General features: G+C 36.2%; 27 protein-coding genes. 24 read left to right on the top strand and 3 right to left on the bottom strand.

What is annotated here, in order from left to right; genetic code table 11:
* The first annotated feature begins 19 nt into the window (after nucleotides 1–19).
* The 19 genes from BM153_RS08335 (at nucleotide 20) to BM153_RS08245 (ending at nucleotide 18,648) form a co-directional block, all read left to right on the top strand.
* Nucleotides 20–307, top strand: a complete 288-nt coding sequence (locus BM153_RS08335; RefSeq protein WP_092872647.1) for an AtpZ/AtpI family protein — start codon at nucleotides 20–22, stop codon at nucleotides 305–307.
* Nucleotides 300–698 (top strand): hypothetical protein, encoded by a 399-nt coding sequence (locus tag BM153_RS08330; protein ID WP_092872645.1) that lies wholly within the window; start codon nucleotides 300–302, stop codon nucleotides 696–698. Before BM153_RS08335 ends, BM153_RS08330 begins: the two co-directional genes overlap by 8 nt.
* 115 nt (nucleotides 699–813) lie before the next feature.
* A complete protein-coding gene (atpB, locus tag BM153_RS08325) occupies nucleotides 814–1,491 on the top strand; it encodes a F0F1 ATP synthase subunit A (protein WP_092872790.1) in 678 nt (225 codons plus the stop codon).
* Nucleotides 1,492–1,614: 123 nt separating this feature from the next.
* A complete protein-coding gene (gene atpE, locus BM153_RS08320; protein ID WP_092872643.1) occupies nucleotides 1,615–1,869 on the top strand; it encodes an ATP synthase F0 subunit C in 255 nt (84 codons plus the stop codon).
* 45 nt (nucleotides 1,870–1,914) lie between these two features.
* Complete coding sequence (gene atpF / locus BM153_RS08315; protein WP_092872641.1) at nucleotides 1,915–2,430, top strand: F0F1 ATP synthase subunit B; 516 nt, start codon at nucleotides 1,915–1,917, stop codon at nucleotides 2,428–2,430.
* Complete coding sequence (atpH, locus tag BM153_RS08310) at nucleotides 2,418–2,969, top strand: ATP synthase F1 subunit delta (RefSeq protein ID WP_092872639.1); 552 nt, start codon at nucleotides 2,418–2,420, stop codon at nucleotides 2,967–2,969. The genes atpF and atpH overlap by 13 nt, the downstream gene beginning before the upstream one ends.
* 40 nt (nucleotides 2,970–3,009) lie before the next feature.
* The gene (gene atpA / locus BM153_RS08305; protein WP_092872637.1) at nucleotides 3,010–4,515 is read left to right on the top strand and encodes a F0F1 ATP synthase subunit alpha; all 1,506 of its coding nucleotides are present in this window, start codon (nucleotides 3,010–3,012) and stop codon (nucleotides 4,513–4,515) included.
* A gap of 14 nt (nucleotides 4,516–4,529) precedes the next feature.
* A complete protein-coding gene (atpG, locus tag BM153_RS08300) occupies nucleotides 4,530–5,399 on the top strand; it encodes an ATP synthase F1 subunit gamma (protein WP_092872635.1) in 870 nt (289 codons plus the stop codon).
* A gap of 36 nt (nucleotides 5,400–5,435) precedes the next feature.
* On the top strand, nucleotides 5,436–6,833 hold the full coding sequence (gene atpD / locus BM153_RS08295; protein WP_092872633.1) for a F0F1 ATP synthase subunit beta: 1,398 nt from the start codon (nucleotides 5,436–5,438) through the stop codon (nucleotides 6,831–6,833).
* A 4-nt stretch (nucleotides 6,834–6,837) separates the two neighbouring features.
* Nucleotides 6,838–7,245, top strand: a complete 408-nt coding sequence (gene atpC, locus BM153_RS08290) for an ATP synthase F1 subunit epsilon (RefSeq protein ID WP_092872631.1) — start codon at nucleotides 6,838–6,840, stop codon at nucleotides 7,243–7,245.
* Between the two features lie 405 nt (nucleotides 7,246–7,650).
* Nucleotides 7,651–9,885: an HD-GYP domain-containing protein gene (locus BM153_RS08285; protein ID WP_092872629.1), complete on the top strand. Its 2,235-nt coding sequence runs from the start codon at nucleotides 7,651–7,653 to the stop codon at nucleotides 9,883–9,885.
* Between the two features lie 117 nt (nucleotides 9,886–10,002).
* Complete coding sequence (truA, locus tag BM153_RS08280) at nucleotides 10,003–10,827, top strand: tRNA pseudouridine(38-40) synthase TruA (protein WP_092872627.1); 825 nt, start codon at nucleotides 10,003–10,005, stop codon at nucleotides 10,825–10,827.
* 91 nt (nucleotides 10,828–10,918) lie between these two features.
* Nucleotides 10,919–11,482 (top strand): LOG family protein, encoded by a 564-nt coding sequence (locus BM153_RS08275; protein WP_092872788.1) that lies wholly within the window; start codon nucleotides 10,919–10,921, stop codon nucleotides 11,480–11,482.
* A 211-nt stretch (nucleotides 11,483–11,693) separates the two neighbouring features.
* Nucleotides 11,694–13,370: an ABC transporter substrate-binding protein gene (locus BM153_RS08270; RefSeq protein WP_092872625.1), complete on the top strand. Its 1,677-nt coding sequence runs from the start codon at nucleotides 11,694–11,696 to the stop codon at nucleotides 13,368–13,370.
* 124 nt (nucleotides 13,371–13,494) lie between these two features.
* Nucleotides 13,495–14,478, top strand: coding sequence for an ABC transporter permease (locus BM153_RS08265; protein WP_092872623.1), 984 nt, complete (start codon nucleotides 13,495–13,497; stop codon nucleotides 14,476–14,478).
* Complete coding sequence (locus BM153_RS08260) at nucleotides 14,471–15,304, top strand: ABC transporter permease (RefSeq protein WP_092872621.1); 834 nt, start codon at nucleotides 14,471–14,473, stop codon at nucleotides 15,302–15,304. The genes BM153_RS08265 and BM153_RS08260 overlap by 8 nt, the downstream gene beginning before the upstream one ends.
* 11 nt (nucleotides 15,305–15,315) lie before the next feature.
* Nucleotides 15,316–16,236 carry an ABC transporter ATP-binding protein gene (locus tag BM153_RS08255; protein WP_092872619.1) on the top strand — a complete coding sequence of 307 codons (921 nt, stop codon included), beginning with the start codon at nucleotides 15,316–15,318 and terminating at the stop codon, nucleotides 16,234–16,236.
* Nucleotides 16,226–16,828, top strand: a complete 603-nt coding sequence (locus BM153_RS08250; RefSeq protein ID WP_092872617.1) for an ABC transporter ATP-binding protein — start codon at nucleotides 16,226–16,228, stop codon at nucleotides 16,826–16,828. Before BM153_RS08255 ends, BM153_RS08250 begins: the two co-directional genes overlap by 11 nt.
* A gap of 407 nt (nucleotides 16,829–17,235) precedes the next feature.
* The gene (locus tag BM153_RS08245) at nucleotides 17,236–18,648 is read left to right on the top strand and encodes an IS1182 family transposase (RefSeq protein ID WP_143088291.1); all 1,413 of its coding nucleotides are present in this window, start codon (nucleotides 17,236–17,238) and stop codon (nucleotides 18,646–18,648) included.
* A 172-nt stretch (nucleotides 18,649–18,820) separates the two neighbouring features.
* Here the strand turns inward: BM153_RS08245 and BM153_RS08240 are convergent, their stop codons facing one another.
* Nucleotides 18,821–20,002 (bottom strand): hypothetical protein, encoded by a 1,182-nt coding sequence (locus BM153_RS08240; RefSeq protein WP_092872615.1) that lies wholly within the window; start codon nucleotides 20,000–20,002, stop codon nucleotides 18,821–18,823.
* A 20-nt stretch (nucleotides 20,003–20,022) separates the two neighbouring features.
* Nucleotides 20,023–20,553, bottom strand: coding sequence for an RNA polymerase sigma factor (locus tag BM153_RS08235; protein ID WP_092872613.1), 531 nt, complete (start codon nucleotides 20,551–20,553; stop codon nucleotides 20,023–20,025).
* Nucleotides 20,554–20,881: 328 nt separating this feature from the next.
* Here BM153_RS08235 and BM153_RS08230 point away from each other — a divergent pair, with 328 nt between their 5' ends.
* The 4 genes from BM153_RS08230 to BM153_RS08210 all read left to right on the top strand — a co-directional run bounded on the left by BM153_RS08230 (nucleotide 20,882) and on the right by BM153_RS08210 (nucleotide 23,100).
* Complete coding sequence (locus tag BM153_RS08230; RefSeq protein ID WP_143088290.1) at nucleotides 20,882–21,133, top strand: hypothetical protein; 252 nt, start codon at nucleotides 20,882–20,884, stop codon at nucleotides 21,131–21,133.
* Nucleotides 21,134–21,156: 23 nt separating this feature from the next.
* Nucleotides 21,157–21,642 carry a recombinase family protein gene (locus BM153_RS08225; RefSeq protein WP_092872609.1) on the top strand — a complete coding sequence of 162 codons (486 nt, stop codon included), beginning with the start codon at nucleotides 21,157–21,159 and terminating at the stop codon, nucleotides 21,640–21,642.
* 134 nt (nucleotides 21,643–21,776) lie between these two features.
* A complete protein-coding gene (locus BM153_RS08220; protein WP_092872607.1) occupies nucleotides 21,777–22,232 on the top strand; it encodes a DUF5067 domain-containing protein in 456 nt (151 codons plus the stop codon).
* Nucleotides 22,233–22,755: 523 nt separating this feature from the next.
* Entirely contained in the window at nucleotides 22,756–23,100 is a 345-nt protein-coding gene (locus BM153_RS08210; protein ID WP_143088289.1) for a hypothetical protein, read from the top strand.
* A gap of 151 nt (nucleotides 23,101–23,251) precedes the next feature.
* Here the strand turns inward: BM153_RS08210 and BM153_RS08205 are convergent, their stop codons facing one another.
* Entirely contained in the window at nucleotides 23,252–23,578 is a 327-nt protein-coding gene (locus tag BM153_RS08205; protein ID WP_092872601.1) for a hypothetical protein, read from the bottom strand.
* A 230-nt stretch (nucleotides 23,579–23,808) separates the two neighbouring features.
* Here BM153_RS08205 and BM153_RS08200 point away from each other — a divergent pair, with 230 nt between their 5' ends.
* Nucleotides 23,809–24,033 (top strand): hypothetical protein, encoded by a 225-nt coding sequence (locus tag BM153_RS08200; protein WP_092872599.1) that lies wholly within the window; start codon nucleotides 23,809–23,811, stop codon nucleotides 24,031–24,033.
* Nucleotides 24,034–24,482: the final 449 nt, after the last annotated feature.

Below are 24,482 nucleotides of genomic sequence, written 5' to 3'. Positions count from 1 at the left end.
TTTTTTAGGGAAGGTGTCTATGAAAAGAAGAGGATATTCTGAAAAGAATAACAATCAGATAATGAAATGCCTAACTATGATAACTCAGTTTGGGCTGATTATTATAGTATCTATAGGTATTACAAGTTATATAGGTATGTTTTTTGCTGATAAGTTTGATATGCCTATTCTGGTTGTTCCCTTTTTTGTTCTGGGCTGTGTCGCTGGTTTTAAGGGTGTATACAATATGGCCAAGACAGTAATTGGCAAAGAGGATAACGAAAAAGACAGTTATTTGAAAAAAAGTAGAGATGAAAAAAATGATTAGAAGATTTAGCGACACTTTAAAAGAATTATTGTTTGGGATTGCTATACTTTGGGTGCTTGTTTTAATACCTGGAGTCATTGTAACCAGGTTTGCATTGTATTATGTCATCGGCCTTACTATAGGGAGTATTTTGGCATGTTTTATGGCAATTACAATGGAAAATGGAATCAGAGCGTCTCTAGCTTTGGGAGAACAGGGAGGACCTGGTTATATCAGAAGAAGTTCACTAGTTCGTTACATTGTGGTAATCGTTAGTTTTGCCCTTTTGGGTATTTTTAATGATGACTGCATTATTCCGGCCTTTATTGGCGTAATGTTGTTGAAAGCGGCTGCATTTACACAACCGTTTTTTCATAAAATCTTTTCAAAAATTACAGATAGGAGGAATTGAGAAGTAGTAAAAAAGAAAATAATAGAATGGAGGTGAAAGTGTGATAGGCGCTAATTTATCAACTGGTAGTGTAGGCTTGGGACACGTTGTCGCATCAGATGTACAAAGCAGTTTTATGATTAAAGGCGTTTTCTCCTATGAACTCTTTGGTCAGAAATTATACATTACAACCACCGGAGTTTCAGTATTTATTGTAATGAGTATTCTGGTTATATTCGCTTTGGTAGTTAATGCCAAGATGAAGAAAGCCGATGAGATTCCCGGAACTTTCCAATGTATAGTAGAAATGGCTGTTGAAGCATTAGACAACATGGTAAGTAGTAATATTGGAGCAAAACATTATAAAAAATATGTTAACTACATTGGTACTATTTTTATATTTATTTTGCTTTCAAATGTCTCTGGACTATTAGGACTAAGACCGCCTACAGCCGATTACGGTGTAACTTTCCCACTTGGAGTTATGACATTTTGTATAATCCACTTTGTTGACTTCAAGTACAACAAACCGTCAGGAGTAATAAAATCTTTGATGGAGCCGTGGCCTTTCTGGCTGCCAATTAACCTCGTAGGTGATTTTGCCGTTCCGATTTCAATGTCACTTCGTCTTTTCGCGAATGTGCTTTCAGGAACAATTATTATGGCATTAATCTACGGCTTATTAAATATGGTTGCTTATGCTTGGCCGGCATTTTTGCATATGTATTTCGATTTATTCTCCGGAGCTATTCAGACCTATGTATTCTGTATGCTTACCATGGCCTATGTTAGCGAGAAACTTGGAGAAAATTAAGAAACAATTGCACAAAAGGGAAAAATGAACGTAAAGAGTATTTATCTTTAATGTTCCAGAAGAATTCTTAAGGAATTCAAAAAATAATTTTAATCTTACTTAATTTAAGGAGGAAACAAAACTATGGATATTAACGGACATGATTTAATTATGGCATGCTCAGCTATTGGAGCAGGAATAGGAGTTATCAGTGGTATCGGACCTGGTGTTGGTCAGGGTATCGCTGCTGGTTATGCTGCTAACGCAGTTGGTAGAAATCCTGGAGCAAAGGGTGATATTACAAGTACCATGCTTTTAGGTCAGGCCGTAGCCGAAACAACAGGTCTTTATGGACTTTTAGTTGCTATGCTTCTTTTATTCGTAAAACCTTTAGCATAATCATTGTAGGTTTAAGAATTATTATGAAAGAAAGGAGGCTGGACTTTGGAAAGGCTATTTAATCTTGACGCTCAGTTGTTGGCAGACTCCGTTTTATTATGTATTTCAGTACTTATCCTTACAATGTTTTTATCATATCTTTTGTTTAATCCGGTACGTAAAGTACTTGAGGACAGAAAGAAACGTATTGCAAGTGATATAAATGATGCAAAAGAAAGCAAGAAAAATGCTGAACAGCTGAAGTTAGAATACGAAGAAAAGCTTAAAGCTGTTGATAAAGAGTCAGAAGCGATTCTTAGTGAGGCACGTGCCAAAGCCTTGAAAAATCAAGAAAAGATTGTGGCAGACGCTAAGAAAGAAGCTGCTTCAATTATTGCCAGAGCCAATGAAGAAGCTGAACTTGAAAGAAAGAGAGCAGCCGATGAAATTAAGCAGGAGATGGTAAAAATCGCTGCTGCTATGGCACAGAAGGTAATCAGTGCTTCCATTGATACAACGATACAGGATAGTTTAGTTGATGAAACATTAAAAGAGATGGGTGATGAGACATGGCTAAGTTAGTTTCCACCACTTACGGTGATGCGCTGTTTGAACTGGCGCTTGATGAAAATCAATTGGATGCCTTGTATGAAGAGGTAACTGCCGTTGTACAGGCACTGGAAGATAATCCTGAATTGATTAAATTACTCAACCATCCTAATATTGATAAAGAAGAAAAAATCAAAGTGGTTGAGAATGTATTTGAAGGCAGAGTTTCAAAATATCTTATTGGTCTTATCGATATTGTTGTTGAAAAAGAACATTCAGCAGAGATTGTAGATATTTTAAATTATTTTGTAGCAATGTACAAAGAACACAAGAAAATTGGTATTGCTTATGTTACTACTGCCGTAGAATTAAGAGCTGAACAAAAAGAAAGTTTAGTGAAAAAGCTTCTGGATACTACTTCCTATGTCAAATTTGAAGTCCACTACAAAGTTGATGAAACTTTAATAGGTGGAATGATCATCAGAATTAATGACAAAGTAGTTGACAGCAGTATAAGAACAAAGTTATACGAGCTTACACAGAAACTTTCAGATATCAGATTAGTATCATAATAAAAGAAAAAGCAAATAAGAAAGCAGGTGGATACGCTCCATGAGTTTAAGACCGGAAGAAATAAGTTCTGTTATTAAAGAACAGATTAAGAGATATGCGTCTGAACTTGAAGTATCAGAAATCGGTACTGTTATCCAGGTAGCAGACGGTATAGCGCGTATACACGGCCTTGAAAAAGCTATGCAGGGAGAACTTCTTGAATTCCCGGGTGAGGTTTATGGAATGGTCATGAACCTTGAGGAAGACAACGTAGGTGCTGTTTTACTTGGTGATAGCAAGAATATCAACGAGGGTGATACAGTTAAGACTACAGGTCGAGTTGTTGAGGTTCCTGTTGGCGATGCAATGGTAGGACGTGTTGTTAACGCATTAGGACAGCCTATAGATGGAAAGGGTCCTATAGAAACAGACAAATTTAGACAGATTGAAAGGGTTGCACACGGCGTAATCGAAAGAAAATCCGTTGACACACCTTTACAAACTGGTATTAAAGCTATCGATGCCATGGTTCCAATCGGAAGGGGACAGCGTGAGCTTATCATTGGTGACAGACAGACAGGTAAGACTGCAATTGCCATCGATACAATTATTAATCAGAAAGGTACAGGAGTTAAGTGTATTTATGTTGCTATCGGACAGAAAGCATCTACTGTTGCAGCATTAGTTAAATCACTTGAAGAATTCGGCGCTATGGCATATACAACTGTTGTAGCATCTACAGCCAGTGAACTTGCGCCATTACAATACATCGCACCATATGCAGGATGTGCTATCGGTGAGGAGTGGATGGAAAAAGGTGAGGACGTACTTATCATTTATGATGATTTGTCCAAACATGCCACTGCATACCGTACACTTTCATTACTTCTTAGAAGACCACCAGGACGTGAAGCTTATCCTGGAGATGTATTCTATCTTCATTCAAGACTTCTTGAAAGAGCTTCAAAACTTTCAGATGAATTAGGTGGAGGATCTCTTACAGCTCTTCCTATCATCGAAACACAGGCAGGAGACGTTTCAGCATATATTCCTACCAATGTAATTTCAATTACAGACGGACAGATATATCTTGAAACAGAAATGTTCAACTCAGGTTTCAGACCAGCTATCAATGCGGGACTCTCCGTATCACGAGTTGGAGGTTCTGCTCAGATTAAGGCTATGAAAAAAATTGCAGCTCCTATCCGTGTTGAATTAGCACAGTTTAGAGAGTTAGCAGCATTCTCACAGTTTGGTTCAGAACTTGATGAAGATACAAGAAACAAACTTGCTCAAGGTGAAAGAATCAGAGAAGTATTAAAACAGCCACAGTATAAGCCATTGCCGGTAGAATATCAGGTAATGATTATTTATGCTGTTACAAATAAGTACTTACTTGATGTAGAAGTAAGCGATGTATTGAGATTCCAGGAAGAATTATTCGAATTTATTGATACAAAATATCCTGAAATCCCGGACGATATCAGAAAGACTAAAGTAATGTCTGATGATAATGAAAAATTATTGATCAAGGCAATTACAGAATTCAAAGCACAGTTTAAGTAGAAAAGGGTGATACTATGGCCTCAATGAGGGACATAAAAAGACGTAAAAGCAGTATCCAGAGTACTCAGCAGATTACAAATGCCATGAAGCTTGTTTCTACGGTTAAGCTGCAAAAATCTAAACAGCATGCCGAGAATTCAAAACCTTACTTTGATCAGATGTATCGCACAGTAACTTCAATGCTTGCAAAATCCGGAGATATTGACCATCCTTATCTTAAAGCAAAGGAATCTGGAAAGAAGGCTATTATAGTAGTTACTTCCAACAGAGGTTTAGCCGGAGGATACAACTCAAATGTTGTTAAGCAGGTTTTTGAACAAAACTTTGATCCAAAGGATGTATTAATTTACGGTATTGGAAAAAAGGGTTGTGAGATACTTACGCGAAAAGGCTATGAAATAAAGAGAGATTATTCAGAGGTTATAGAGTCACCATTATTTGAAGATGCAGAGTTTATAGCAAAAGAACTTCTGACAGACTTTGAAAATGGTGAAATCAGCGAAATCTATCTTGCATATACTTTATTTAAGAATACGGTAAGCCATATTCCAAAGTGCATTAAGCTGCTTCCAATGTCTAAGGAAGAGCTTACAGCAGAAGGTGAAGGAAATGAATCAGATGATCGAACAATTATGAGTTACGAGCCAGCTGAGGATGAAGCATTAGCTCTCATTATACCTAAATATATTACAAGTCTTCTTTATGGAGCATTTGTAGAAGCTGTTGCCAGTGAAAATGGCGCCAGAATGCAGGCCATGGATTCTGCTACAAGCAATGCCGAGGAAATGATAAATGACCTTGAGCTTAAATATAATAGAGCCCGTCAGGGATCTATAACCCAGGAATTAACTGAGATCATAGCGGGTGCAGATGCAATCAGTTAAGATGTGCATATTACGATAAAGGAGTGAGCTAATTAAATGGCAGAAAAAAATATAGGTAAGATCACTCAGATTGTAGGTGCCGTACTCGATATTAAATTCAGCGAGGGAAATCTTCCTGAGATTAATGACGCTATTAATATAAACATAGGTGATAATAATATTTTAGTAGCTGAGGTAGCACAGCATTTGGGAGACGATACAGTTAGATGCATCGCCATGGGTCCTACCGATGGTTTGGTTCGTGGAATGGATGCAGAAGCTACCGGAGCACCAATCAGTGTACCGGTTGGAGAAAAGACACTTGGACGTATTTTCAACGTTCTTGGTCAGCCAATTGACGAAAAGGCAGCACCATCAGGTGTAGAATATATGCCTATTCATAGAAAGGCACCATCTTTTGAAGAACAGGCAACAAAAGCAGAGATGTTCGAGACTGGTATTAAAGTCGTTGACCTTCTTTGCCCATATCAAAAGGGTGGAAAAATCGGATTGTTCGGTGGAGCCGGAGTTGGTAAAACCGTACTTATCCAGGAACTTATTCACAACATAGCAACAGAGCATGATGGATTCTCAGTATTCACCGGCGTTGGTGAGCGTACAAGAGAAGGAAATGACCTCTACTATGAAATGAAAGAATCAGGAGTTATCGACAAGACAACAATGGTATTCGGTCAGATGAACGAGCCACCGGGAGCTAGAATGCGTGTTGGTCTTACAGGACTTACAATGGCAGAATATTTCCGTGATAAAGGTGGAAAAGACGTACTTCTTTTCATTGATAACATCTTCCGTTTCACACAGGCTGGTTCAGAGGTTTCAGCTTTACTTGGACGTATGCCTTCAGCCGTAGGTTACCAGCCTACATTACAGACTGAGATGGGTGCTTTACAGGAAAGAATTACATCAACAAAGAACGGTTCAATTACTTCTGTTCAGGCTGTATATGTACCTGCCGACGACCTTACTGACCCGGCTCCTGCAACAACATTTGCTCACTTGGATGCAACAACAACACTTTCACGTTCAATATCAGAGCTTGGTATTTACCCAGCTGTAGACCCTCTTGCGTCTACATCTCGTATATTGGACCCTCGTATTGTTGGTGAAGAGCATTTCAAGGTTGCCAGAGCAGTTCAGGAGATTCTTCAAAGATATAACGAATTACAGGATATTATCGCTATTCTTGGTATGGACGAGCTTTCAGAAGATGAAAAACTCGTAGTTAACCGTGCAAGAAAGGTTCAAAGATTCTTATCCCAGCCATTCTTCGTAGCTGTACAGTTTACAGGAAAAGATGGTAAATACGTTCCAATTGAAGAAACAATCAGAGGTTTCAAGGAAATTCTTGATGGAAAACATGATGAAATTCCGGAAGGATTCTTCCTTAATGCAGGAACAATAGATGAGGTAGTGGCCCGTTTTAACGAGGGGTGACTAAATGGAAGATAGAAACTTCAAAGTAAGAATTATTTGTCCTGACAGGGTTTTTTACGAAGGACAGGCGGAAATGATTGAATTTTCCACTACTGAAGGAGATATTGGTGTTTACAAACATCATATTCCATTAACAACAGTAATCAGACCTGGAGCAGTAATTTTAACCTTTGAGGATGGCACACAGAAGGAAGCCGCAGTACATGCTGGCTTTGCTGAGATACTTGGCGATCAGGTTACAATTTTAGCTGAAATCGCAGAATGGCCGGATGAAATTGACGTTAACAGAGCTGAAAGAGCTAAGGAACGTGCAGAAAAACGTCTTGCATCAGTTGCTGATGGCAAGGTGGATGAGGCCCGTGCAGAATATGCATTAAGAAAAGCACTTGTGCGTCTTGATGTTGCAAGATAAAAAAAATATTATTTATTACAGACTGTCCAAATTTCGGACAGTCTGTTTTTTGTGGAAAAACAGATTTAAAATATATTTTATTTATAAAATCCATAATAATTGTATTAGCATAAACTGAAAATGTATTCGCTAATACATATAAAAAATATCAAAAGGAAATTAATTACAGTAATGAGATAAAAATAGCATTTTTTTTGTCGATAATAGCAATGGTCTAAAATTAAATTATTATAGTATAATGTAAAATAGACAAAAAAAGGATGATACGTAAGAAAAATATGTTCTATTTACAAAAGCAATCTGGCTTTTTCACAAAAGAATAAACTCATTATCAGCTTATAATTATAGGAAATATTTGCATTTTTCTTACAAAATATATCAAAAAGATTTACTTAGAGGATAATTATGGCTATCAGTAACAGATATAAATTTACAAAAGAAGAAAAACAAATATATGAAAGCATTCCTATTCCTATGGCTATTTATCAATATCTCGGAAAAAGTTTAGTTACATTACTTGTAACAGACGCCTTATGTAAAAGCATGAATAAACCAAGAAAAATTCTTATTAATCAAATGAATGAAAATTTATTAAGATTTGTACATAAGGATGATATAGATAAAATAATAGCAGAAATAGACAATGTGGTTATGTTTGGGGAAGACTTTGACGTTACATATAAAGCTCCCGACGGGGAAAGATATATTAACGCCAGGGGATATTTTAAAACCATGGAAGACGGTAGCAGGCTTGCTTTTGTGTATTATAATCATGTTGATAAGGTAATCGAGGATGCAATGTATGAAAAAGAGTATTTTGAAGCCCCGAAAGCCAAATTTTTAGATGAGCATATAGGCGCTTTGGCAGTAGTGTCACAGTCAGATGAAGAACTTCTTTATCATAACTGGGCACTTGATAATATGCTAAAGCCTCCTAAACCTTTTAAATTAGGCATGAGCTTTAAAGAATACTATTATCCCAATTCCCAGATAAATTTCAGAGAATTTTTTAATGCCGTGGATATGGGACCGGTTCATGTTATAGAGCCTAAGTCTAAAAGAAATATTGAATTAAACATAGTTTCAATAACCTGGGGAAAAGACAGATTGGCTTATGCCATATATTTTTATGAAAGTTCTGGGGAAACCATAAAAGAAGAGGAAGTCGCCAGAAAAAGAAAAAGACGGGAAGTTTTTAATCGTATAATGTTTTCATTTAGGGGAAACGGTATTCCCTATTATGAGGATGGTTATGTGGGCTATCGTGTATGGAATCTTACGAGAAATGAACTAGTAGTGGAAGAGGCGGCAGAACTGTTTGAAAAGACTTTGGGATTTAAGGTAGCCTATAAGGATTTTTGGCATTATGCCTACAAGGCTGCCACTGATGATGAAGGCAGAAAAGAGCTTTTCGAATATGAATTGGAACATTTAATAGCTTTATATGAAGGGGGCACATATCCTAGACATTTAAAGATAAATTTATCCACACCAAAGGGAAATTATTGTTATAAACTGGATTTTACCATGATGCGTTCTCCGGGAAACGGAGATTTGTATTTAAAACAAAGAGAAGAAAATATAACTTCCTCAATGGTGGAAAATTCCATAATTCAAACAACAGTTACCAATTTTTATGATTATCTTTTATATATAAATGTTAATTCCAACACGGCTAGATTTGTGGATAAAAGTACCAATAGAAAAATAGATAATATTTATAAATACAATACTCCTGCAAAATTAGAAGGTTTAATGAGACATTATGGAAACAGATTCCAGGATATAGATGATTTTAGAAATTACCTTGTAAAGATGTCAGGTCCTGAAAGTAATTATTCAGAAAGGGTAGAGCTTTATAATAAAAAAGTAAAGTCCATCAGAGTTGATTTTATAAATAAAGATAAGACCATATTTTTTATTACCTGCTCTGATGTTACGGATATTATAAAAAAAGAGCGTGAAAAAGAGCTGGAGCTTGAAATTGATATAGTAAATGAAAGGCGAAAGAGTGAATTATTATCTATTCAGACCATACTTTCAATAAGTAATGCTTTGGATGCCCGTGATGCCTCCACAAAACAGCATTCCTCAAGGGTAGCAATGTATTCTGTAAAGATAGCAGAAAGACTTGGCTGGGAAATGGATAGAATTGAAAATTTATACTTTATAGCCTTGTTGCACGATATTGGAAAAATCGGAGTTCCGGATCATATTTTATTTAAGCCCGGAAAATTAAATAATGAGGAATATGCTGCCATAAAAAAACATGTGGAAATAGGCGGAAATATCCTTAAAGATGTTACGGCTGTTGAAAAAGTAGCAGAAGGTGCCAAATTCCATCATGAAAGATATGACGGTAAAGGCTATATGCTTGGACTTAAGGGAGAAGAGATACCTATAGAGGCAAGGATAATTTGTGTTGCAGATACAGTTGATGCTATGAGTTCTGACAGACCCTACAGACATGCACAGTCTACAGAATTTATATTATCCGAGCTTGAAAAGGAAAAGGGTGGACAATTTGATCCTGAACTTGCCCAGATAATGATACACTTAATTGAAGAGGGAATATTAGAACAGACTCTGGATAAGAATTTTTATTCAGATATAATTAATAATAAGGGTTTATTGTCATAGTTTCTGGCAATAAATCCTTTTGTTTTACCTGCCAGAGAAAATTTAAAGACAAATGAAGCATTAAAAATATGATATAATAACGAAGTGTGACTTAAAAATATACATTGGAGAAAAAACATGAAGGAAAATATAAAAATGACCATCAGCTATGATGGTTCTGCCTACTATGGCTGGCAACATCAAAATTCAACGGATAAGACAATACAGGGTCGCCTTGAAGTGCTTTTATCTGTAATGACAGGGATTCTTCCAGTGGAGGCTGTTGAAAAAGATAAAAATTTTGATTTAAAAAAATATGTAAGAAGGGCCCAGGCAGGCATGGAAAAACCTCTTGTGGAGGTGATAGGAGCAGGAAGAACAGATGCAGGAGTTCATGCCAGAGCCATGACTGCAAATGCCATTATAGATACTGATATGTCAGAAAAAGAGATAAAAGACTATCTAAACAGATACCTACCGGAGGATATCAGTGTTAATGAAGTAAAAGTCGCTGCCATGAAATTTCACAGCAGATATAATGCCCTGGGGAAAACCTACAGATATACATTTTGGTATGGGGATAAAAAACCGGTTTTTGAAAGAAAATATGTAACAGTTTTAGATGAAATGCCGGATATAGAAGAAATGAAAAAGGCAGCAGCATTACTGGTGGGAAGTCATGATTTTAAAAGCTTTTGCGGAAATTCAAAAATGAAAAAATCTACAGTCAGAAATGTTGACAATATAGATATACAAAGAAACGGAAGCTATATAAGAATATATGTCCATGGAGACGGATTTTTACAAAATATGGTAAGAATAATAGCAGGAACCTTGATTGAAGTGGGTATGGGAAAACTTAAGGCCAAAGACATGACAGATATTTTAGAGGCAAAAGACAGAAAGGCTGCCGGATATACTGCCCCTGCAAAAGGATTGTGTCTTATGAAGGTGGATTATTAATTTATAAAAAATTTATATTTTTCCATTATTTTTATGGGAATTTTTGTTAAAATAGAATCTAGTAAATATAGGGAAAGTGAGTGTGATAGATATGAATATTGCAGTTTACTGCGGTTCAAGTATCGGAAAAAGAAAATACTATAAAGATGCAGCTATTAAAGTCGGTAAATGGATTGGTAAAAACGAAAACACTTTGGTTTATGGGGGTGGAGCTTCAGGTATCATGGGTGTTGTTTCGGATACAGTCCTTGAAAACGGAGGAAAAGTAATTGGAGTAATTCCCAAATTTATTACCAAGGTAGAGCCGGTAAATACGAATCTGACAGAACTTCATATGGTAGAAAGAATGTCTGAAAGAAAAGAAATGATGATCAAATTATCGGATGCCTTTATTGCTTTGCCAGGTGGTGCAGGAACCTTAGAGGAAGTAACAGAAGTAATAACTTTAAACAGATTAGGCAGGATACATTCTCCGGTTATTTTTTATGATGAAAATGAATATTATCAGCCTATTAAGGAAATGTATCAAAGAGCGGTATTAGAAGAATTTTTAAATCCTGCTGATATGAATATAATGTGCTTTACCACGGATTTTGATGAAATAGAATATACCATAAATAATTTTAATAATATATATAATTCTCCCTTAATGTAATTATTTACAAAAGACAGTTGCTTTTAATGTGTAAAAAGCTGCTGTCTTTTTTTTATAAAAATAAAATAACAATAAAACAATTAAATTTTGTGTAAAATTTTATCCCCTATACCGGCTTGTTGGCATATTTTCTAAATGTTAGAATCTTCTCGGTAACAAAAGAGGCGTTTATGTAGCTATATATTCCAAAAAAAATTGAGTGGAGGTTTCAATGAAAAGAAGATTCTTAAGTATTATGCTGGCAGTTATGTTAGCATCAAGTCTTGCTGCCTGTGGAAATTCAGGTAGTGACGCAAATTCAAAAAGCAATAAGTCTGCATCAGAAGATGTAGCCAAAGATTCCAGTGATAGTCAAAAGGCCGATTCAAAAAATGATGACTCAGATGAAAGTATTAATATTTATATCGGAAACGGGGTTTTTGATTCCAGCATGGATCCTGTAAAAGGATTTATGAGTTACGGATATCCCTTTGTAAATGAGGCACTTATACAGGCAGATGTAAATTCCAACTATGTGGCAGATCTTGCTACAGATTGGAGTGTAAGTGATGATGCTCTTAAATATACTTTTAATCTAAAAAAAGATGTAAAATTCAGCGATGGTAGTGATTTTACCGCGGAAGATGTAGTCTTTACCTACAATAAGGTAAAAGAAAATCAGGCTAACAATGAAAATGCGGATTTGTCAAGATTATCTAAGGTAGAAGCTCTTGATGATTACACCGTTGAATTTACCTTAGACAAACCTTATTCTCCTTTCATAGACATAGTTGCTCAACTTCAGATAGTTCCAAGTGACGCATATGATGAACAGAAATTTGAGACAGCTCCTATTGGAACAGGTGCTTATAAGGTTGCTCAATATGACGCAAATCAGCAGATAATTCTCACAATTAATGAAAATTACTGGGGTGAAACTCCTGATATTGAACAGGTAAATATTATCTCCATGAGCCAGGATACAGCATATTCCAATGCCTGCTCAGGTCAGATGGATGTTGTTATGGTAACTTCTACATACATTAACGAAGAAATTGAAGGAATGAAACTTCATAAACTTGAAACAATGGATGTTAGAAATATCAGCCTTCCAACCTTAACAAAACAAAAGAAATCTGACAGTAAAGGTAAAGAATATGAAGTTGGAAATGATGTAACCAGTGACTTAGCTGTCAGAAAAGCAATTTCCATCGGTATTAACCGTCAGGAAATAATTAATGCTGCCTTTAATGGTGAAGGTGTACCGGCTGTAAACTTTACAGATAATCTTCCATGGGCATCTACAGATGATTATGAAGATAATCAGGTGGATGAAGCAAAGAAAATTCTTGAAGAGGCAGGCTGGAAAGACAGTGACGGTGACGGAATCAGAGAAAAAGGCGACTTAAAATGTGCTTTTGAAGTAATTGCTCCAGGTAATGATGAAGACCGTTATAAACTTGCCACAGCTTTTGCAGAAAATGTAAAAGAATTAGGGGTTGAAGTAAAAGTTAGAAATGAGTCCTGGGATGTAGCTGTTGAAGAAGAAAACACTACTCCAATAGTATGGGGATGGGGACAATACAGCCCTACAGTTCTTTACAGCTTATTTGACTCAGAAATGTTCCTTGAAGCTCAATATGCTAATGTTTCAGGTTTAACCAGCAAAGAATGTGATGAAGCAATTGAAAAAGCTTTCAATGCTACAAATCTTGATGACGCATATGCTGCATGGAAAGAAGCACAAAAAATCAGTGATGCCCAGTATCCATACCTTTATCTTGTAAATATTGAGCATTCATATTTCATAAATGAAAATCTTGATATATCTGAAGATACACAGATTCCACATCCACATGGACATGGAACCCCTATTATTTGTAACCTTAAAGACTGGGTTTTAAATTAATAAAGTATCCCTCTAAATTAAAGCGTTGGTAAATAAGGTTTAAATCCATTAAACTTAGCCGGGGTAATCTACTCCGGCTAAAAACTAACGCTTTATTATTGATGTTTAAAGGAGTCTTAAAAATATGAAGAAAAGAAAAAATCTTGTATATGAAAGCATCAGAATGGTGATACTTTTATTTCTTGTAAGTCTTTTGGCCTTTGTGCTTATAGCAAGTTCTCCAATAGATCCACTGGTTTCCTATATCGGTACGGAGTCAACCTTATCAGCTGAAGCTAAAGCTGAAATTGTTGAATACTGGGGACTGGATGCTCCATTACCTCAGCGTTTTATGACCTGGCTTAATAATATTTTTCATGGCGATATGGGAAATTCCATAACCTATAAAAAACCGGTAGCCACAGTAATAGGCGAAAGATTTTCCTATTCTTTTGTACTAATGATGATTTCCTGGTTAATATCGGGATTAATTGGAGTGGTTCTAGGAATAATATGTGGTCTTCGACAGGGAGGTATTTTTGACCGGATTATAAAGCTTTTTTGCCTGATAACAAAGTCAGCCCCTACCTTCTGGCTTGGACTTATGTTTCTTGTGGTATTTGCAGTCTGGTTAAAATTATTCCCGATAGGAATGGCTGTTCCTATGGGAAATCTTGCATCAGAAGTTACTTTGGGAGATTACATATATCATCTGATATTACCGGCTATTACTCTTAGTGTTGTAAGTATGGGAGAAATAGTTTTATATACAAGACAGCAGGTAGTAGAGATATTAAACAGCGACTTTATTCTTTATGCGAAAACACGCGGTGAAAATATCGGACAGATTGTAAAAAGACATATCTTAAGAAATGTTTTACTTCCGGCAATAACAATTCAGTTTTCATCCTTTAGTGAATTGTTTGGAGGAATGGCACTGGCTGAGAATGTATTTGCATATCCTGGTATCGGAACTGCGACAACTGCAGCTGCATTAAATGCTGATGCCCCTTTGCTTATGGGAGTGGCACTTATAAGTGCAGTATTTGTTTTTAGTGGTAATATGATTGCAAATGTATTATATGGAGTTTGCGATCCTCGTATAAGGGAGGCAGGTCTAAATGAGTAATAAATTAAACTGGAGTCGAAAGATGACAGTGCTGACGCTTGTTATTTTTGCGGCTTTATATCTTTTAATTATCTTTTTCTGGGGATTATTTATGAATCCCGGTGAGTATGCAGTTAATTATGATAATAAATTACTGATGCCCTCAATCGGACATCTTTTTGGAACAGATGCAATGGGAAGGGATATGTTCAAGCGTTGTATAAAAGGACTTTCAAACAGTATAGTTATCGGACTTTTAGCTTCACTTTTTAGTTCTGTGGTTGCGTTGATATTTGGTATTGCATCTGCAGTTTGGGGTGGAGTGGTAGACAGGTTTGTAAAATTGGCTGTTGACCTTTGTATGGGACTTCCTCATCTTGTTCTTTTGATACTTATATCATATATGTTAGGCAAAGGAACACTTGGTGTTACGGCTTCTGTTGCTTTGACACACTGGCCGGGACTTACCCGTATTGTCCGTCAGGAGGTGCTTCACTTAAAGTCCTCACAATATGTGCTGGCATCACAAAAGATGGGACATTCACCTGTGTATATTGCGGTACATCATATGATTCCTCATGTATTACCGGCATATCTTATAGGACTTGTATTACTTTTTCCTCATGCAATTATGCATGAAGCATCTGTAACTTTCTTAGGATTTGGATTACCAAAGGAAATGCCTGCAATCGGTGTAATTTTGTCAGAATCAATGAATTATATAACAACTGGAAAATGGTGGATGGCTGTTTTCCCTGGTGTAATGCTTTTAATAGCAGTAATTTTGTTTGATGTTATCGGAGAAACAATGAAAAAATTATGGAATCCTAACAGTGGAAATGAATAAGAGGGTGAATTATGAGTGAATCAATTTTAAAAGTTAACAATCTGGTAGTGGGCTTTAGCATGTATCAGCCAAGAAGTTTTCATAAAACAACTTTACAGGTTATTCATTCCCTTTCTCTTGAAGTAAACAAAGGGGAGATTCTTGCTGTAGTGGGTTCTAGCGGCTCGGGAAAAAGTATCCTTGCTCATGCAGTTCTTAACCTTTTGCCTAAAAATGCAGTTGTAGGTGGAGAGGTTTTATATAAAGGACAGACTATTACTAAAAAAAGAGAAAAGGAACTTTTTGGAAGGGAAATTGCATTTATTCCCCAGTCTATAGACTATCTTGATCCTGTAATGAAAGTGGGAAAACAGGTTGAGGGAGTTTTTGGAACAAGCAAAAGAAAAGAAGAACTATTTAATCAATATAAACTTCCTATTGATACCTCAAACAAGTATCCTTTTCAGCTTTCAGGAGGAATGGCAAGGCGTATATTAATCTGTGGTGCCTTGATGGGAAATCCTGAATTAATTATTGCAGATGAGCCTACTCCGGGACTTAGTCTTGATATAGCCATGGAAACTTTACAACATTTCAGAACCTTTGCTGATAATGGAACAGGAGTATTAATGATAACCCATGACATTGATTTGGCATTAAATGTAGCTGATAAAGTAGCTGTTTTTTATGCCGGTTCAATTATAGAAATAGCACCGACACAAGACTTTATCAAGGGAAAAGATGCACTTCGCCATCCATATAGTAAAGCTCTTATTGATGCCCTGCCGCAAAATGAATTTGTTCCTATCCTAGGAACACAACCCTATGCAGGAGATCTTCCTTCAGGCTGTCTTTTTGCAAAACGCTGTAAATACAGAAATGAAAACTGTGTTGGTAGACAGGAAGAAAGAGAATTAAGAGGCGGAAAGGTAAGGTGTATAAATGCAGTTTAAAGCAGAGCATATCAGTTTTAGATATACGGATAAATCACCTCTTATTTTAGAGGATGTGTCTTTAACCATAGAAGCCGGTGAAAGAGTGGGAATCGTCGGACCATCAGGTTGTGGAAAAAGTACTTTTGCCAAAATAATGGCAGGTTATCAAAAGCCTGTTAAAGGTCAGATTTTAATAGATGATGTCCCTATGGAAAGGAAAGTTTTTTGTCCTGTTCAGATGATTTATCAGCATCCTGAACTGGCTGTAAATCCTCGTTGGAAAATGAAAAAAACCTTAAATGAATGTTTCGAACCGGATGAATATCTTTTAGAACAAATGGGAATAGAAAAGGCATGGCTTAACCGCTGGCCTTCGGAATTATCAGGAGGAGAACTGCAGCGTTTTTGTATTGCAAGGATTCTTGCTCCCCAGACCAAGCTTTTGATATGTGATGAAATAACGACAATGTTAGATGTAATCACCCAGGCACAAATCTGGAAAATGCTTCTTGAAATAGCAGATGAAAGAAAAATGAGCATGGCAATAATAACCCATAACCAGGCTCTGGCAGAAAAAGTCTGCACAAGAATAGTTAGAATTTCAGATTAAAAAGCTTTTTAGATTTCAGCAAAAAATTTGAATACATATATATTGAACATACATCTTGATAACTTAAATGCAAAAACCAATATAGCCATTAGTTAACTTTTGGTAAAAAACACTTCAGTCTTTATTACTTTAAAAAACATCAGACTTGTCCTTGCGATGTTGTAAAACAAAATATAAAAAAATTTCTAAATGATAAGAGATAATTCAATATGAAAAATGTAACTAATCAAATAATTTGCTGGATGTTTATATAGAAAAAGTGGTCGTAAGACCACTTTTCAGAGTGAAGACAAAGGTCGTGTCATCACGGCCTTTTCTTTGTGTAAAAATGCAGAAATCTAATGATTTTATAGGTTTCTCACCATTACTTTTGGTATAATAATAGTATCAAAAAGGTGGTTGAATTCATGATTACAGAACATACAGAGCAGGTAAGAAATCAGATACAATTCTTTTCAATCGATGATCTTGTTCCACAGGATCATCTCCTTCGCATTATTGACAAAGCTATCGATTGGAGTTTCATATATGATCTCGTTCGAGATAAGTATTCTCCGGATAACGGACGTCCCAGTATTGATCCGGTAACGCTGATTAAAATCCCGTTGATTCAATATTTATATGGCATCAAAAGCATGCGGCAGACAATAAAGGATATCGAAGTGAATGTCGCATATCGCTGGTTTCTTGGTTTAGAGTTGGGAGAAAAAGTTCCGCATTTTACTACTTTTGGCAAGAATTACACCCGCCGTTTTCAAGGAACCGATCTGTTCGAACAAATCTTTCAGCATATCTTAGAGGAGTGCTATCGTTTCAAACTTGTAGATTCTACAGAAGTGTTTGTTGATGCAACGCATGTGAAAGCACGTGCTAATAATAAAAAGATGCGGCGCCGCATCGCGAAAGAGGAAGCGCTGTTCTACGCAGAAATGCTCCGCAAGGACATCAATGCTGACCGTGAGACACATGGAAAAAAACCGATAAAGGGTAAGGATGATGGCAACAAGCCTAGTGGCGGATCCGGCGATAAGTTTAAAGATTATACAGATGATATTCCGATGGATAGTAAAACCATCAAATGCAGCACAACGGATCCTGAAAGTGGATGGTTTCGTAAAGGCGAGCATAAGCATGTCTTCGCATATGGAATTGAAACAGCCTGTGATAAGAATGGATGGATTCTAGATTTCACGGTTAATCCCGGCAATGAGCATGACAGTCGAACTTTTAAAGGGCTGTATGATAAGCTTGAAAACATCGGTATGGATAAATGTGTTGTTGATGCCGGATATAAAACACCGGCCATTGCAAAACTGTTATTAGATGATGGCGTAAAACCTGTTTTCCCTTATAAACGTCCAATGTCTAAAGCAGGTTTTTTCAAAAAATATGAGTATGTTTATGATGAATACAATGATTGCTATATTTGTCCTAATGACCAGATACTAAAATACAGTACTACAAACAGAGATGGTTATAAGGAATATAAAAGCTGTGGGCACATCTGCGAGAAGTGTGATTTCTTGAGCCAATGTACAGCAAGTAAGAACCATGTAAAAGTGGTAACACGACATGTCTGGGAAGAATACATGGAAGCATGTGAAGATATAAGACATACCCGAGGAATGAAAGATTTATACTCTCACAGAAAAGAAACCATAGAGAGAATCTTTGGAACAGCAAAAGAGAATCATGGTTTTAGATATACGCAGATGTATGGTAAGGCGCGCATGAAAATGAAAGTCGCGCTTACTTATAGCGCAATGAATCTAAAGAAATTGGCAAAGATAAAGAATGAATGGGGATTACAACCGGCATAAACTGGGGATATCTCAACTTGTTTTTGGAAAATAACAATCTAAAAAGAAAAAGCAGAACAAGAATAGAAGAAACCCCTTGTTGGATGCGAAAATCCTTCAAGGGGTTTGTCTACGGTCTGAAAAGTGGTCGTAAGACCACTTTTTTTTAGTATTATATAATAAACTTTTCTGTTTACTTTGGTTGATAAATCAGATATGTAACAGTTCCATCCTCGTTTAAGGTATAGGTTTCAATTAAAAGATCCTTTAATCCTTTTTCAGATGATGTATAGCTGAATTTATCGCTCATTCCGGCTTTTTTCTGCGGGAAAAGCTCCTTTATCCATGAAGTTGAGTTTATTAAATCTCCATTAGGTAAAACACATTCATAATTTAAATAACCATCCTTATCCGGTGTTAAAACCTGTCTGCTTGATTCAAGGGGGTTGGCATATTCATCAATATTATCCGGAGTAAGTTTGGACATAAAATCTACCACTTCCTTGTCTTGAAGTTGCTCTGCCTTTTCATTTTCTACAGAATTAGTGACAATCCTTTCAACAATCTCGTCGGCTTTACTTTTATCTGCCTTTGAAGAATCAAGTGGAAGGACAAAGAGGGCATTTACACCTTTATAATCTTTATTTTTGGTGATTTTTCCGTCAGTTTCATCAAATTTAAAAGCCTTTTCATTATAAAAAGCACCATCAGAAACTCCAAGATAAACTTCTCTGTCAGCAAAGGCCTCAATATTTTCAACCTCCATGATACGATATTGAATACCTTCATCAACAATGGTAAGGTTTCCGCCTGCATTTAGTGAAAAAATATTATATTTTGCAGGGTCAAGTCCCTTGACATAAGCTGAAACTAAAAAATTGGTATCATCATATTTTTCATCTGACAATTCCGGCATTGCAGTACCGTCAGACTTACTTATTGCAACCACAGCGTAGGTATTATCATTTGATACTTTGTCTTTTACTTTGCTTAAATGATCAGATAAATCATTTCCTGAAACAAGACCTATCAAAGAAATATCGTACCCGTCACAGGACTGGGTTTCCCCATTTATCCAGGTATTTTTATCGGAAAAAGCCTGTGTAAGCTTTTGGTTGTTCATTTTTTGAGCTACTTCATTTGCAGATAAATACTTCCAGGTTGCAGTAGCTGTTACAGTTGAAAGGGTCAGGACTGCAACTGCAACGGCTGCAGCAGTGGGAAATTTTCTCTTTTTATGCTCGATATTAATTATTTTTTTCATATTGTTCTCCTTTTTACTTGAAATTTCATCGATAATACGAGCTTTTAATTCATCACTCATATCTTCTTTTGGTGAAAGGGCATCCTTTAAATAATCATCTATAGTTTTCATTTTAAATAGTTCTCCTTTCTTTATTTGAACATTTGATTCTTAGAAAGCATTACTTCAAGATCTTTTTTTGCCTGGTGTAAGCGGCTTTTAACAGTTCCTAAAGGAAGCTTTAAAACATTGGCAATTTCCTTTTCTTTTAAGCCCTCTACATAGTACAAAAGGATAACAAGTCTCTTTTTTTCCGGGAGTTTATTAACACAGTTTCTAATTACCTGTATTTCTTCACTTTTTATAGCCTCTTTTTCCGGAGTATTTTCAATTCCTGTAAGTTCCATTTCATATTCCGACATTGGGATTATTTTCTGGTCAAAGATTCTGCTTCGCCAGGCAAACTTCCTTTTCTTGTTTTTCCATAATTTAATGGCAATGGAAAGAAAAAAGTTTTTTGCATGGGATTCATTTTCGATACGATCTATCATCTCAAATCCTTTAACAAAGGTATCCTGGCATAAATCCTCAGCTATCTCCTTATTCTTTGTTAGATATTTACAAAAAGAAAGTATATCTGATCCGTAGCTTTCCATAAACTGTTCCAATTCTACACGATTCATTTTTTACTCCTTCAGACGTCTTTATTGGAGCTTTTTGCCCCTTTCAAAAAATAATTGTAATAAGAACCCCAAAAGGTTCATCATAAATGATAATATTTTTTTTATTTTAATATGATGAAGTTAATCCACTAATCTAGATTTAAATTTTAGCAATTCACATTATATCAGGTATTATTTACCTAGTAATTTTGCTGCTGTTCAAGTAAGTGCCTTCATGGGATATACAACAGCTGGACCCCCTGAGGAAGTAGTCCAAATATTTTCAAAAAAAGATGATATTAAAATAATGTGTTATTATATTGTTATAATTAATTCAAAGGAGGTCATTATGAATGAAAAAGAAATTGTGAAAATTATTATGAAAAAAACCAACACTACACAAGGTGACTTGCAAAGAAAACTCGGATTAAAAAGTCAGGCTAGTATAAGTAGTTATTTGAAGACTGATGCTATGAAGGTCGATAAACTGGTTGACCTTTTAAATGCAATGGGTGGAAAATTAATTATTCATACAGATGATGAGGAATGGGAAGTAAGACCTTCCGTACTTACTTCTGATTTAGACTCTTTATTATCTTGAAAATATTCATAAGGAGGATTAAAATGGTTTATGGTTATGCTCGTGTATCTACCAGGGGGCAAGCCCGAGACGGAAATTCTCCTGAACATCAAAAAGAAGAATTGACTTCGGCAGGTGCTATAAAAATCTTTTGTGAGAGTTTTACGGGAACAGAGAAACATCGCCCCGAATTAGACAAACTTCTGTCTCGTCTTAAAAAGGGCGATACTGTAATAGTTTCAAAAATAGACCGTATCGCAAGGAATACAAAAGACGGAATTGAGATAATTGACACTATTACAGATAAAGGGTGCCGATTACATATTCTCAACATGGGTATGTTTGACAATACTCCCACAGGAAGACTGATGAAAAATATCATGCTTGCTTTTGCCCAATGGGAACGAGACCAAATTATAGAGAGAACGCAATCGGGAAGAGAAATAGCTAAGTTGAGATCTGATTATCAAAACGGCAGACCTAAAAAGATAAAAGACCTGGTTGCTTTTCAGAAATTTCTCAAAATGTAAAAAGACGGTGAAATAACGATAGCTACCGCTTGTAAGAAGCTGGGCATTAGCAGAGGTATCTGGTATAACCAATTAAAGAGGGATAGATACGGTGTTGAACAAATTGAAAAATAAAAAAAAAAGGAGATATTAGTATGAAAAAGAAAAACATTATTAAAACGCTAGGTATTATCTTAGCTCTTACTTTTGCACTTACAGCGTGTGATGATGTAGAGACGGTTAGTGACACTGCTCAAGAAGTTTCTGATTACGCTGAATATGAAAAATGGTCTTTACAATTAAAGGATTCATTTATAGACGAAGAAAATAATTCACTGCACATAAATGCTACTTATACCAATAATAGTGAAGAACCAACTTATGCAGCGTCCTGTTTCGCAGTTCGTGCTTTTCAAAACGATAAAGAATTAACGGAATCTGTATATCTTAATGGTGAAGATAACCTAGCCACTGAGGTTAGAAATGGACAGTCCGTGGATGTAATCTATAGTTTTGAATTAACAGACCGTTCTGAAGCGGAAGTGCTTGTTGGAGAACCTACAGCAGAACAAGCTACGATAGGTAAAAAAGTTTACAATTTGGAAAATTAATAGTTTAAAGACGAATAATTAGATTAAAGGTGCGTTACCGCACGAGGATAATTCCTCTGTGGTAACGCACCTTTTTTTTTATTTTGGAGGAAATAATATGACAAATATAATATTAAAAATTTTCTCGGAGATAGAAAAAGGGAACATACAAGCGTATGAAGACGCGTATTATATAAGCTTAGAAACAAAAAAAGAAAACATCCCTTTAGCGGTATCTTCTTCCTCTCTTGGGTTATGGGGCGTGACCCGGACGGTCAATCTCTCGCCTCTGCTCACTCGGGAACACTGACACGCTCCTTCTATGACGGAGTAATGCAGATTATCACAGATCCCGAGTATCTGTGGGCAGATGTTTTCCCCGGGGTAAATGTGGCAAGCACCAACTCAAAGGAGGAAACACCTTGGTAAAAAGCACAGGTTCTCTACCCTCACTTGTAGAGCAATCAACGCTTCTCTTACTGGTGCGACCCGATGTGACAAAATCCTCTACGCCGATGACCTTTGCTCGGGTATCGAGGAAGCAATGAGCAAAGAACGATTGGATAAGTTATGGCTCTCCTATACCAATGACCTTAAATCTCGTAAAAAGATGACTGCCAAGGAGATACACAACGCCACTCGTTGGTCGGTTCACGATGTTATTGGACGATTGGAACAGGAATACGGCAGTAATCCAAGAGCCGAGTTTATTGTTCTCACGGCACTCGATGATGAAGGCAACTCGAACTTTAATTATGGTTATGGGGGAGGTTTTGATACGAAATATTTTGAATTACCAGACCGCTCTGAAGCGGAAGTGCTTATTGGAGAACCTACAGTAGAACAAGCTTCGATAGGTAAAAAAGTTTACAATTTGGAATTTATCTGATACAGCTCTGTCACAATATTCTCGATTTAATAAATATATTTTTTTTATTGGTGAAATCTAGACATTCACGTAATTGTCCCTCAATATTTTCCTCTCTTTGATTATTGCTAGAGTATCTAGCGTATCTAGTGTATACAACAGTTTTTCCAGATTATTCCTTTTCCAATTCCAATAGTTCATAGAAATATGCTAGTAATTTATGTTTATGGCTATTAGGCATGTTTCTATAACCTTCAACTAACAGTTTCTCTTCGTTTGAATAATAATCATTTCTTTCAGATGTTGTATCAGCAAAGAAATCCTTTACCGAGCAGTTTAATTTCTCAGCAAATTTAATGAGTTGTTTTTCAGATGGAATAGAACCGCGATTAATAGCCGTGGTCTTGGATGAAGAATACCCACATCCTTTAACCAATGTGGTAAGTTTAGTTCCTTTTAGTTTGCATATCTGATTAATGTTTTCAGCAAATGTGCTCAAAATATTCGCCTCCTAAATTAATTATTAAATAATTGAAAATCGTATAGTGGTTGTTGGATATTCTAAATATCAATATTATTATGATATCAAATAATAAAAGTTCAAAATGTAAACCAGAAAAAAGAATTGATTTAAAAAAATATTTATAAGAAGATTATAAAATTCGGTTTTTAGTTTGTCAAGAGAGGAGAAACATAAACGTAATATTTTCGGAATTGGCGTAATATAAAATGATTTTAGCAGAGGCACAAACCGTTGTAGTTGGTTTGATAAATGAAATAAGGTTATATATGCTAGAAAATAATACGGACGTTTTAATAGGCAATGAACACAAGGCAAGATATAAGGACGTAATACAAATCAGGCTTGACGGTAAAGCATTAAAGGAAAAGCAACCGGATATATATAAAGCTTTTACAACGTGTACAAAATATAAAAGATTTAAGTTTGATTAAAGGAAGAGGTGAAAAATGATATTATTTTGTATTATCATTTTTCCTATTCTGGTTTTGTTGGATTTAATGAAACAAAATAAATAATAAAACCCCTGGCTAATTGCAAGGGGCTTTATTTTACTGTGCGCCTAGCGGCGCACGTTTCTAACGGGTTAAAGTCCCGAATCCGCCCGGTAGTGGGAAGGATATAGCCGAAAGCAAGGGTGTCCGCCGCAAGACGGAATCTGAAGGAAGCTGGATGTGAGGAACATACTAACTCACGGGCAAATCTCTGGTCTGACGAACAGAAATCTCATATGAGGTTATGCATGAGGGTAAGGCTGCGGTACAAGTCGAAGCCCCATAACTACACGGAATCATGCATGATAAATGAGGCAGATGGATGGAGAGGAAGAAACGTGTGGTACCTAGGGAGGTCTGCGTGAAATGCTCTGAAAGGAGTAACCACC

The sequence above is a fragment of the Acetitomaculum ruminis DSM 5522 genome (assembly GCF_900112085.1).
Taxonomy (GTDB): Bacteria; Bacillota; Clostridia; order Lachnospirales; family Lachnospiraceae; genus Acetitomaculum; species Acetitomaculum ruminis.
Note: the sequence above shows the minus strand (reverse complement) of the source record. Positions and strands in the feature narration are given on the sequence as shown.